At 59.5% G+C, this 12,200-nt stretch carries 5 protein-coding genes, 1 tRNA gene and 1 pseudogene; 3 read left to right on the forward strand and 4 right to left on the reverse strand.

Annotated features, from left to right (window positions below):
- Positions 1-33 precede the first annotated feature (33 nt).
- Together PFEN_RS25130 and PFEN_RS25135 are read left to right on the forward strand one after the other, a co-directional pair.
- Complete coding sequence (locus tag PFEN_RS25130) at positions 34-5,319, forward strand: dermonecrotic toxin domain-containing protein (RefSeq protein ID WP_191489319.1); 5,286 nt, start codon at positions 34-36, stop codon at positions 5,317-5,319.
- Between the two features lie 442 nt (positions 5,320-5,761).
- Positions 5,762-6,022 carry a hypothetical protein gene (locus PFEN_RS25135; protein ID WP_191489320.1) on the forward strand — a complete coding sequence of 87 codons (261 nt, stop codon included), beginning with the start codon at positions 5,762-5,764 and terminating at the stop codon, positions 6,020-6,022.
- Between the two features lie 179 nt (positions 6,023-6,201).
- On the opposite strand, the gene PFEN_RS31665 is transcribed toward PFEN_RS25135, so the two are convergent.
- The 4 genes and pseudogenes from PFEN_RS31665 to PFEN_RS25150 form a co-directional block, all read right to left on the reverse strand.
- Positions 6,202-7,107 carry a methyl-accepting chemotaxis protein gene (locus tag PFEN_RS31665; RefSeq protein WP_412071491.1) on the reverse strand — a complete coding sequence of 302 codons (906 nt, stop codon included), beginning with the start codon at positions 7,105-7,107 and terminating at the stop codon, positions 6,202-6,204.
- A pseudogene (locus PFEN_RS31670) lies at positions 7,102-8,364 on the reverse strand (HAMP domain-containing protein); the annotation flags it as partial. The gene PFEN_RS31665 and the pseudogene PFEN_RS31670, both read right to left, overlap by 6 nt.
- A 133-nt stretch (positions 8,365-8,497) precedes the next feature.
- Positions 8,498-9,685, reverse strand: a complete 1,188-nt coding sequence (locus PFEN_RS25145; protein WP_224771071.1) for an HD-GYP domain-containing protein — start codon at positions 9,683-9,685, stop codon at positions 8,498-8,500.
- A 497-nt stretch (positions 9,686-10,182) separates the two neighbouring features.
- A tRNA-Arg gene (locus tag PFEN_RS25150) sits at positions 10,183-10,259 on the reverse strand.
- Positions 10,260-10,656: 397 nt separating this feature from the next.
- On the opposite strand from PFEN_RS25150, the gene gabD reads away from it, so the two are divergent.
- The gene (gene gabD / locus PFEN_RS25155) at positions 10,657-12,099 is read left to right on the forward strand and encodes an NADP-dependent succinate-semialdehyde dehydrogenase (RefSeq protein WP_191489322.1); all 1,443 of its coding nucleotides are present in this window, start codon (positions 10,657-10,659) and stop codon (positions 12,097-12,099) included.
- The last annotated feature ends 101 nt before the right edge of the window (positions 12,100-12,200 follow it).

Below are 12,200 nucleotides of genomic sequence, written 5' to 3' on the forward strand. Positions count from 1 at the left end.
TTTTCCCTTTTTCCATGGAACAAGGGAAATCCCATGACCACTTCCGTAGAGAACCCGCCCAGGGACAGCGTTGAGTCGGCCAGCGAGGGCGCCACAGCGGTTTTACCCGACCCTGATGGCGTCGCCCTGGAGCGCCTCGGCGAGAAACTCTCCGAACATATCGCGACTTCCGAACGCCCCAGTCTGTTGCTCAACCGGCTCCAGGCGGCGCTGGTGCGTGGGCTCGATAGCCAGCAGCGGCTCAAGGCGCTCTTCGAGCGGGCGCCGCGGATCGGTACGCTGCTCACACAGATACTGACCCAGTCCTTCGGACACGATCCGCACCAGCTCCTGTTCACTCCGCCGTTGCGCTGCGGTGCCGGGCAAACGGCACGAACCCTGGCGCAGGTGGCCATGTCGCTGTTGCGCAATCCGTTTCTGTCCCTGGGACCGGGCCATGCTGTGCGACTGAGCCTGGCCGCCGAACCGGACAGCCTCCTGCCGTTGGACCCGGAGCAGGTTCTGGAGCGTCTGAAGGCCCTGGGGTTGTCTTCCAGGATCGACACCGCCCTGCGCAGCTATTGGTATCAGCCGGCCTGCGACAGCGCTGTTTCGCGACGGGAGCGGCTGATCGAGCTGCACAAGCTGCTGTTTCACGACAAGGCCCTGTTGGCCCGTGGCATCGACGAGTTGTCCTCCGCCGGGTTCCACATGTTGATGGGGTTGCTGGATGCTCCGACTCCCGAAGCGCGTGCGCTCGCCGGTGGCCGCTGGGGCCGTCTGACGGCGTCGGAGCTGGTCTGGCCGGGAAAGGACCGGGCTGCGCTGACGTTGAGCGGAGCCTTGCACCTGCATGGTTCCGGCAGCGCCGAGCGGGGCAGGCAGGTGGTCTTCGTGCCCGGTATGTCCACGGAGTTCTTCGAGTTTGCCAGCCACGCCGACCTGCAACGCGGGCTCCCGGAGCTGTTCAACGCGCCGGGCAATTATCGGCTCTGGCAGTTGCTGGCGCTGCAGGAGCGCGATTGGCTGTTTCCCCAAGCGCAGCGCCCGGCCCTGGCATACCGCTTCCAGGCCGGCGCGGAGCTCGCTGGCGATGCCCTGGCCCACAGCGCCCTGAGCCGGTTGGATACGCAATTGGCCAACGAGTGGGCTGCCGCGTTGTTGCTCAACACGGCGTGCATGCTGCCGGAGGGATTGACCGATGCCGGGCGCTTGACGCCGTTGCAGGCGGTGGATGCCATGCAGGAGTCGCGCGCCGCCTTGACGGCCTTGCCGCCCCTGCGAATGACGCTCACGCAACTGCTGCGGCGCGACGAACGCCGCCGGATGCTGGAGATCACCTTTGGCAGCCTGGCCGCTGGCCTTCCGGTGCGCTTGCGGCAGAGCAAAGTCCGGCAGCAGGAACGGGCCATCCTCAAGCTGCTCGATGAGCAGGACCCGGGACGCGACACCCCGGCTTATAGCGAACTGCTGGCGCGCCACACGCTTTGGCAACAGCAGGCGGCTGATCTGCGGGGCCTGCTTCGGGACCGGAATGGCTACTCCCGGGCTGAGTTCTGGAGCACGAGGGACAAGGACGGCAGCGATCTTTCCGGCCAGATGCTCAAGGGGCGCGGCCAGGGATTGTTGTACGAGGCGCAGATGCAGCATCGGCTCGGGCTGATCAATCAGCAGGAATTGGAGCGTGTGCTCGCGGTGTTGCCACAACCTCGGGCTGACGTGCATGCCGACAGTGATACGCGGATCGCTGGTATCGCCCTGGGGCCGCCAACCTCGCGCTGGTCGCTGACCGGGGCCTGTGTCATCAGTACCCGACAAGCGCTGGCCGATCCACGCTCGGGCGTCTCGGCGCTACTGTTTGTGCCGGGACGGCTGGGCGGGCTGCAACGTTTCATGAGCCTCGACAGTCTCTCGCAACAGCTGGACATCACCTTGCGCAGCCTGGAGTGCGAAACCCTCTGGCCGTTGGTCCCCCGGGACCTGCGTGGCGAGGCGCGCAGCTGGGTTCGGAGGTTACCTGCTGACGAGCCGATATCCTTCCATTACCCGTCCATTGAAACGGACGCTCTGCAGCAGGGACTCCAGCAGCAGATCCAGGACCACCTTCGGGTCTGTCGGCGGATCGAGGGCGGCTTGCGGCCGTTCTCGGAAATCGGCGACGTCAACAACTCCCTGCAACTGCTGGCCCATGAGCTGGAGGAAAACCTCGGTATTCCGGGGCACGATGCCCGGGAGCGGGCGCTGGACAACATGGCCGTGCTGCAGCTCGGCACGGCGCAGGCGCAAGCTCTTCCCAGCTGGTTGTCCGAGGCATCCCGTTCGGTACGCCAGCAGTACGCGCGACTGCTGGCCCGCTATCAGAGCAGCGTGCATGTCCTGGAGCGCAAGCTGGAAAACCAGTTGCCGGACCTGGATGACTTCGCCCGTGGGAAAATCATCGAGCAGCTCAAACAGGACGGTTTTTATCCAGGACTGGATATCGACAAGCCGCTGTTCGATCTTCCCGACAGTGTCGAGCGGGTGTGGGTCGGGCACCCTGAGCGCACGGTGGGCGAGGCGGGCCCGAAAACAGTGGTCAGCGAGGGCCGCCGCCGCTACAGCTTCTTGCGCCTGGCCCTGGAAAACCTCGACCCGCAAGCGCCTGGGACCAAGCGTCGTCTACAGCATGGACGGATATTGGACACAGCCTGGCGGCAGCGTCTGAGCCCCGAGTACCTGATCGGCACGATTTCGGCGTTGGATCTTGGCGGGCACTACGACAGCCTGATCCAGCGGGTTTTTTACGGTGTCGATAACCCCGGGCTCGAACCGTTGCGGGCGTTCGACCGGGTGCTGTTGTACCGGCTGGTCAGACAACGGGCCCGTATGGAGTTGTTCAGTGCCCGGCAACAGGGGCTCAGTGACTGGGCCGCGGGGGTCTTCGAGGTGGCCTTGAACGCTGAGTTTGCCGCTGACCTGCGTAATGACCGGCTTGAGCTTGAGTTGCACTTCATCACCTTCGCCGGCCGGGCTTTTGCCCGGGCCCGGCATGTCGGCAATGCCGTGGCGATCCACGACAAGGTTTGCGGGAGAACCCTGGTCTATCTGCCGGGTGCCGCGCATGCACAGGCGCTGACTGAACACACCGACCTGGCGGCGGCGCAACGCGCGCTGGTCGATATCGAGCAGGCACCGCAACGGGTGGCGGACATTGTGCAAAGACTGGCGCCAGGCTGGGATAAGGAGGCCGTTGAGGGTTATCCCGCCGAGCAAGGCCAGGCGGCGGCGTGCCCAATGCACCTGGCTCCCCTGCAAGGTGATCGGGTTTCAATCGCCCTGAATCCCTTTGGGGGCGGCCCGGTTTCCGCAGTCAATGCCGTTACGCTGCTCAAGACCGTCAAGAGCTGGTGGAGCAGCGAACCGGAGCAAGCCGTGCCGGATTCCGCGGCGCTGGAAAAGGAGGTCAGGCGTGAGCTAGCGGAAAATCCCGAGCATTGGTTGCGGCTTGGGAAAACCCGGCGATCCGACCTGTCGCTGATACTGGCGCATGCCTTTGTCCTGCGAGCTCAGCAGCGTGCCCGGTCGATTTCCAACTCTGCCCGGCAACTGTCGCAGATCCGCGAGGAACGCGCGCGCGAGCAGCGTTCTGCCTATTGGCTCAGGGTCTTGTCGGTGGTGCCCGTTGTCAGCATCGCGGTCAATTTCCATGAGACGGCCGTGGCTTTGCGCCGGTTTCATCGCAGCGGCGATCCGCGCGACGCCTTCGAACTCTTCAAGGCCGCGCTTATGACGCTGGTCGATGCCGCGCTGACTTTTTATCCCGGCAGCCTGGCGACCCGGCCGGCTCGGGCCAGCCATGCGCTCTGGCCGCGCGGGGCGCTGAGGACCATCAACAACCGCCAGGCGCTCTCCCACAAAGGTGCGATGGCGCTGAGAAAAATCGACACCGCAGTCAAGCCCAGGCCTGTGCTTCCAGGGTATGAAGCGAAGATCACCTTGGACGATGCGATCGCCCTGCACGGTCCGAGCAATGCCGGCAGCTACGCGAAAAATGGCGTGCAGTTCATCACCGATGGCAGCCACAACTATGAGGTCTACTGGCCCAAGGGGGAAAAGGCCCTGCGCTTGAAGAAAACCGCCGCGCAGGACAATGAACTGATCCTGCATATCCACGAACCTGGCGAATACCTGTTGCGTGCCGACGCGCCCGAGCCCGTGGCTGGCCCCAGTCGGGCCAGTTGGCATCGCCCCTGGGAGCCGGCGACGGTTGCCGCAGGTACGTCAGTGCCGCAATTGGAATGGATGACGCGTCGACCGGCCTTGTTGTCCACGGACTGGAGAGCGTGGGGGCTGCTATTGGATGACGAGCAGGTCCACGTGTTATCGGCGCCCCAGGGGTTGTATCGGCTACAGGGGAAAATCCACAAGACGCGTCTGTTGAAACTCGATGATCGTTATTTCGAACTGCTTCCCGACGGTCCGCATATTCACCCCGATATCGTTTTTCTGAAACGTCCCGGTTCGTTGTCCGCGCAGGCTCGAACCGACTTCAACCGCTGGTGGGAGCATTTGGACGAACAGCCGATTCCGGCCACCTTCGATCATCGGAGCCAGACCTGGACGCTGCGCACGCCCTTGTTCAGCGTGCCCCCGGAGCAGTCCCTGGCGCGGCCCCTGGACGGCATGCTGCAAGCCAACCAGCGCAGGACGCTCAATCGGCTGATCGAACGTTCCGATGTGGAGGGTACGTCGGTGACGGCCAGCCGCATGGTCGCGCTCAGGCGCACGCAGGAAGCCTGGGTTTCGCGGGGGGTGGACATGCATGTGCTGTTCAGCGAACTGGATATCCGGCCCATCCGCGGGCGCAACTTTCCAATCGACGAGCCGAGGAGTACGACGGGGTTTTCCCGCCTGGACTTTCATACGCCCCACGTGGTTGACCCGCGGATCTTCGACGTCAGCGGACCGCCTCGCGTTGCCGGCCTGGCGCTGAATACCGAGCAAGCGGTGATGCCGATCCTGCGCCGCCATGGTTTTGTGGTGACCGAGGTTCCGAAGTCGCGGTCCTTCAATACGGTCAACCTGTTCTGTACTCACCCGGGCTCGGATCAGCTGTACTTCATCATGCTCAAATGGACCAAGCGCTGGTCGGTGACCTTGCGCCGTTCCCGAGGGGCGCCGCAGCAACTGACGGATGAGTGGCTGCGCAGAATCGTCGACCTGCGCACGATGGGCCAGCACCAGCTGCTGCAACCGGTCAGGGAAGCTATGGAACAGGGGCGCCTGGTGAAAATGGTCGGGGGGTTGCAGCGGGTGCCGGGTTCTGATCGGGTCGTGGTGTTTTTAGTCAGGGCGCAATAGGGGGGCAGTGGTTGTTGCCCGAGGTGGGTTTGCGGGAGGTGGGCAGATGGCGGACTGACGGATAACCTGAGGTTCATCAATACCTGAGCGTCCAGCGCCGCACCCTTGATACAGCGTGCTTCCGCACTCGACTTACACATAACGCTCTTAAGTGGTCCGGCGTAGCTTGCTTACATTGGCTGCTGCCCCCTATAGTTGGCCCTGTCGCTGTACAAGCCAGCGACCGGATTTGGCGATCCGAATCAAGTTAGGCGCAGTTGCATCATGTCCTTTCGTACATGTTATTGGCATGAGCGATTGCACTTCATGGTGGCTGTGCGCGGGAGACCTTCGTGTCTGCCGGGTTTCTAACTTACCGGTTCGCCAACCTGCGTACAGCTGCCACCCATTTTGTTTGGCGACGAGATGGAGGGTTCTATTCTCAAGTTAGGAGTTACGCAACATGACGCAATACATCTCGCTTCAAACCAATTTACCCGACCGCCCCGTCCTGTTGATCGACAGTCACGTCCCCGTGGCCCAGTTGTTGGAGTGCGCGCAGCAGCGCATCAAGGCGGGTACCGATCTGCTGGAAAGCATCACGTCCGTGAGCATCACCTGCCTGGAAGATAACGATCTGTATCGATTCACCAGTGCCGCGTATCTGCTGCTTCGGGAGGGGGCGGATATGCTGGAGGTGGTGAGGCGGCGAATTGACGGATAGCCTACGGTCATTGTTCGTTACAGACTTAAAATCAAGCCCTGACGTTTTATGCAGGGCTTTCACGGCTTGACTCGATAAGCAATAAAATATTTTGACTCTTCATCGTGGCCTCAGTTGGCAGCAAAGCCCCGAATCAACGATCCGGAGCTTTTAATTTGCAGACTCGTGGCCTGCAGCGACTAAGCCTTTTTCACTTTGAATCGACTCAACTCGCGCTGCATCAACGATGCCCGCATCGAAAGATCTTTCGCCGCGACCGCGCAATCCTGCGAGTTGGACTGGTTCTTCTGCGTCACTTCGTCGATCTGCTCAAGGCCGACACTGGCCTGTTGCAAACCGGAAGCCTGCTCACTGGAAGCCTGGTAAATCATGGAGACCAGGTTTGACACCGAGCTGGTTCCGCTGACGATATTCTTAAGTGATTCGGCGGTTCGGCCCGCGATGATCATGCCGCGCTGTGTCTTGGTCGAGGAGTCGGCGATCAGTGCCGCCGTCTGTTGGGCCGCCTCGGCACTGCGGGCCGCCAAGCTGCGCACCTCATCGGCGACCACGGCAAAACCACGCCCAAGCTCGCCGGCCCTGGCAGCCTCGATCGCGGCGTTCAGCGCCAACAGATTGGTCTGCGCGGCAATGTTGTCGATGGTGGTGATGATCGCCGTGATGTCTTTACCCGAATTGTCGATTTCGGCCATGGCGGCAATCAGCTCGCTCATCAGTTTGTCGCTTTCGCCTGCGTCGGCCAGTGACGCTTGGGATTGCATATCGGCTTTTTTGGCGTTGGCGGCGTTGTCGGAAGTCTGCGCGGCCATCTGTGTCATCACCGCGCTGATCTCGGTGATGGACGATGCGGAATTGGATGCCCCGTCCGACAACGACTGGCTCAAATCCGTGACCTGTTCCGAGCTGTGGGTGATCTGGGTGGCGCTGACCTGCACCTCGGAAATCAGGTTGTTCAGGTTGCTGACCATCTTTTCCAGCGACTTGCCAAGTGTATCCTGAGGCGAAGACAACCTGACCTCCAGATCCAGATCGCCTTCGGAAATGCGCTCGGCCACTCGCACCTGGCGTTGCAGGCTTTCGGACATCTCGTTCAGGGCGCTTGATAGGTGTCCTACCTCATCTTCGGATTGCTGAACCAGGCGATGAGAGAAATCGCCTAGGCTTATATTGGCTGCCAGTGCCGCGGCCTCGCGAATCGGCCCGGCGATTTTCGCTGCGGTAAACCAGAGGGCCGCCAAAGCCAGCAGTGAAATAACCAACCCCACCGATACTTGCCAGATGCTGTTGTTGATGCTGCGCGACTGCAATTCATGTTCCAGGGCAATCGCCTGACTCATGACCACCGCTTTGGGCAGACGAATCAACACAGCCCAGGGTTTACCTGTTCGCCCAAGCTGAATCGGCATCAGCACTTCAATGTTCTGAGTGGCCTGGTTGAGCAGGCCGGTACCGCGACCACCTTGGATATCGCCGAGAACCTTTTCCCACGAGTCAGGTAACAACGCCTTGATGGGCTGGCCAATCAGATCGGTACGCTGACTGTCGGCCACCACCAATCCCTGGTTGCTCATAATCGATACCGAACCCTTTCCGCCGTAAAGATCCGCGGACATCTGCTCGCTGAGTTTCTGAATGAACGCGATATCGAAGTCAGCCCCGACCACGCCATAAAACTTGCCGTTGGACACGATCGGCACCGACAAGGTGGTCAGCCAGACATTTTTGCCCTGTACCACATATGGAATCGGGTCCAGCACGCTTTCCTTCAAGGTCGTGCGCGGGCCGCTGTACCAGCCGCCTTTGAGGACACCGTTGGGATGGCGGTCCGGGGAGTCATACTCCACCAATGGTTGCACCGCGATATGACCGTCGGCACTGCGTGTCCAATAAGGCGTGAAGCGCCCAGTCAGCGGATTACTGCCATCCTGGCCGTTGCGTGACGCCAGATCCTGACCGTCCAATGCATCCGGCTCCCAGCATGAATAGGTGCCGTTGAATTCAGGGTTGTCCTTCAGGACGCTGAGCAATACGCTATTAATCTGTTCACGACCCATGGCTAAAGGGCTTGACGAGGTTTTGCTGGCGGCGAATGCATTGGCCATGGTCCGGGCCGCATCCAGTGCGTTCTGCAATTTCGCCTGAATAGCATTTGCCCGAGACTCCGCCAGGTTTTGAATCTCGTGGATAGTTGATTTTTCAACCAGTGCCCCGACTTCGGTGGAGACATATTGCTCACTCGCGCGAGAAGTAAACAATCCATAAATCACCAGGCTGGCCGATGAGACAAACAAGCATATGCCCGCCGTGGCACAAATTTTTGCCTGCACTGATTTGAATTTCATAATGTTTTCTACCTGCTATGTTGTTATTTTGCTGGCGGTCAAAGACAGCGGTGTTTAATGGTCTTGCATCGCCCGGGGAATAGCGATCAAGCCTTCTGTTGTTAGTGCTCACTCCTTGAATGTTACAAAATGCTCAACTTTCGATGGGCGCGCCGACCCACAGGGCCTCTATGTTTTTAAATCCATATTGTTTGGCGATAAGGCGCTCGACAATTTTTTCGGACTGCGCGCAGGTACTGATATCAATCACGCTGGGCGTGATATAGGCATTTAATGGCACGGAAAAGAAAACTTTTACTTTTGGCGTCAGCAGCGAGTGCGGATCCTGCTCCACGACGACACCAACATTTCCACTGCTGAGGCGAACAATGGAGCCTATCGGATAAATACCGACTGACTTTACAAATGCCTGAAACACTGAACTATCGAAATGTTCTTTCCATTCCGACATTTTCTGAATGGCGAGGGCTGGACTCCAGGCTTCTTTGTAGGGGCGATCCGAGGTGACTGCGTCATACACATCGCACACGGCCGCCATACGTGAAAAAAGACTGATTTGCTCGCCCGCCAGCTGGTCTGGATAGCCTGAGCCATCTACTTTTTCATGATGATGCAGGCACACGTCCATCACCAACTCGCATACCTGAACCGAGCTGCGCAAGATGTGCGCGCCCAACTGCGGGTGTTGACGAACCCGATCAAATTCACTGTCAGTCAATTTACCGGGTTTGTTGAGAATGGCGCCGGGAACGGCCATCTTCCCAATATCGTGCAGCAAGCCTGCCAAGCCCGCCTGATGGACCAGTTCTTCAGAAAAATCCAGCTGTTTGGCAAGGGCAATCATCAAGGCACCGACAGCGACCGAATGCATATAGGTGTATTCGTCCGCACTTTTCAGTCGTGCCAGGCTGATAAATGCATGTGGATGACGGGCGATCGACAGGGATATATTGTCGACCAGTTCATCTGCCTGTTCTAAAGCAACCACGCGGCCCATCCGCGCATGCGTGAACATCTCAATCACGGCCAATTTCGATTGCACATAAAGCTTTTTTGCCGTGACCAACTCTTCAGTCATCGTCGTAGCCGCCACGACGCTGTCGCTGGCAATAGCCTGTTGGTCTTGTCGACATTGGACGTTCAATGCTTCGGGTGTATCAATGCCCCCCTCGTCCGCCCCGGTGTCCGGGGCGTCGTGCAAATCCCGTCCGCGATCAAGGCGCAATCCGCCTTTCCAGTAGGGTGATTCGGGGCACGTGCCACACCGCTCACTTTTTTGCATCCCCTCGCAGCAGTCGCTAAGATCTTTACACGTCAACATGATCGTCACCTGTTCGGTGTTCTTTTAATCCTTGCTTCCTTATAAAGCCTTCTTGGCCTTAATCCTGCCGTACCCAAAAATTACGAACGACCGGGACCTTGCGTCCAGCATTGCCCGCCGGTAATTCAATTACCCGCACTTAACAATGACTGTTTAATGAAAAATAATCCTGTTTGGCGAGAGGTAGGTAAATCCGAATTGCCTTTTACACAATAGACCCTTTTTGCGCGGAGACTTACTTGATGTAGATCAAGTTGGCCGTAGGGGTAATTACGTAGTTGGCTATTGGTTAGTTCGATAAGTAAATGCTGGGCTTTGGCTGGGGCGAGCATGCTCGTGGTTACTTGGCCTTCATTATCGGAGTGCCCATGATGTTGAAGCCGCGGCCTATGGCCCCGTAGCGAGGCAGGGACAGGTTGCCAGGAACAAGAAAGCCCGCGCAGGGCGGGCTCTCTTGGGGGGGCGCAGACTGTCTGAGACAGGTCTGGATTGCTATATGGTGCACCAGGCGGGATTCGAACCCACGACCCCTGCCTTCGGAGGGCAGTACTCTATCCAGCTGAGCTACTGGTGCTTGTGCGGGCGACATCATACCCATGTCGGCCCGGGGCGTCCATTCAGGTTTTGTCGGGATATTCTCTTTGTGGATTTTCTCCGGTCGTTCGCCCTGTCTTGCTGGCTTCGACGGGCGTCGCGAAGGCCCGGGCTTCACGTTGATCAGAAAACCCCGGCAAAAGCGCCATTTTCGTTCTTTTTTTCGAACAGACTATTGTCCTTTACCCCCATTGATCCTAGGATTCGTTTGAGATTTCAAACGCTCTTGTCTGGGTGCTGAACCGCACATCGATCGCATGTGCGCTATTTATGTGCTTCGGCCCGGTGAATGAATTTCCTGACGGCAGCCTCCAAGGCGCCTTTCTACAATCAATAATTCGCTGCGCGTAAGCGCGGTGCTGTTAAGGAAAGCCTACATGCAGCTCAAAGACACCCAGTTGTTCCGCCAGCAAGCCTTCATTGATGGGGCTTGGGTCGATGCGGACAACGGTCAGACGATCAAGGTCAACAACCCGGCCACCGGCGAAATCCTGGGTACCGTGCCGAAAATGGGCGCCGCCGAAACCCGTCGCGCCATCGAAGCCGCCGACAAGGCCCTGCCGGCCTGGCGTGCCCTGACCGCCAAAGAGCGTGCGAACAAACTACGTCGCTGGTTCGAGCTGATCATCGAGAACCAGGACGACCTGGCCCGTTTGATGACCCTCGAACAAGGCAAACCGTTGGCCGAAGCCAAGGGCGAAATCGTCTATGCCGCCTCCTTCATCGAATGGTTTGCCGAAGAAGCCAAGCGTATCTACGGCGATGTGATTCCGGGCCACCAGCCGGACAAGCGCCTGATCGTGATCAAGCAGCCGATCGGTGTCACCGCCGCCATCACCCCGTGGAACTTCCCGGCCGCGATGATCACCCGCAAAGCCGGCCCGGCCCTGGCCGCCGGTTGCACCATGGTGCTCAAGCCCGCTTCGCAAACCCCGTTCTCGGCCTTCGCCCTGGCGGAACTGGCCCAACGTGCCGGTATCCCTAAAGGCGTGTTCAGCGTGGTCTCCGGCAGTGCCGGCGATATCGGCAGCGAGCTGACCAGCAACCCGATCGTGCGCAAGCTGTCCTTCACCGGCTCGACCGAGATCGGTCGCCAGTTGATGGCCGAATGCGCCAAGGATATCAAGAAGGTTTCCCTGGAACTGGGCGGCAACGCACCCTTCATCGTGTTCGACGACGCGGACCTGGACAAGGCTGTCGAAGGCGCGATCATTTCCAAGTACCGCAACAACGGCCAGACCTGCGTCTGTGCCAACCGCCTGTACATCCAGGATGCGGTCTACGACGCGTTCGCCGAGAAACTGAAAGTGGCGGTCGCCAAGCTCAAGATCGGCAACGGTCTGGAGGAGGGCACTACCACAGGTCCCTTGATCGACGAGAAAGCCGTGGCCAAGGTCCAGGAGCATATCGCCGACGCCCTGAGCAAAGGCGCGACCCTGCTGGCCGGCGGCAAGTCCATCGAAGGCAACTTCTTCGAACCGACCATCCTGGTCAACGTCTCGAAAGACGCGGCCGTGGCCAAGGAAGAGACCTTCGGTCCACTGGCTCCGCTGTTCCGCTTCAAGGACGAAGCCGAAGTGATCGCGATGTCCAACGACACCGAGTTCGGCCTGGCCTCGTACTTCTACGCCCGTGACCTGGGTCGTGTGTTCCGTGTGGCCGAGGCCCTGGAATACGGCATGGTCGGTGTCAACACCGGGCTGATCTCCAACGAAGTCGCGCCGTTCGGCGGTATCAAGGCCTCGGGCCTGGGGCGCGAAGGTTCCAAGTACGGCATCGAAGACTACCTGGAAATCAAATATCTCTGCCTGGGTATCTAACCCGGCAGGTGGTTCGGCGAGAGGGGCACGAGAGCGCTGCCCCTGTCGCGTTGCAAACGACATATCAGTGTGGCCGGAACGCTGTACCAGTCGATCATCGT

This window comes from Pseudomonas sp. FEN, from assembly GCF_904067045.1.
Taxonomy (GTDB): Bacteria; Pseudomonadota; Gammaproteobacteria; order Pseudomonadales; family Pseudomonadaceae; genus Aquipseudomonas.

What these genes read in the sequence shown, in the direction of transcription:
- PFEN_RS25130 (WP_191489319.1), top strand. Translation starts at nt 34, where the DNA reads ATGACCACTTCCGTAGAGAACCCGCCCAGGGACAGCGTTGAGTCGGCC.
- PFEN_RS25135 (WP_191489320.1), top strand. Translation starts at nt 5,762, where the DNA reads ATGACGCAATACATCTCGCTTCAAACCAATTTACCCGACCGCCCCGTC.
- PFEN_RS31665 (WP_412071491.1), bottom strand. Translation starts at nt 7,107, where the DNA reads ATGTCCGAAAGCCTGCAACGCCAGGTGCGAGTGGCCGAGCGCATTTCC.
- PFEN_RS25145 (WP_224771071.1), bottom strand. Translation starts at nt 9,685, where the DNA reads ATGTTGACGTGTAAAGATCTTAGCGACTGCTGCGAGGGGATGCAAAAA.
- gabD (WP_191489322.1), top strand. Translation starts at nt 10,657, where the DNA reads ATGCAGCTCAAAGACACCCAGTTGTTCCGCCAGCAAGCCTTCATTGAT.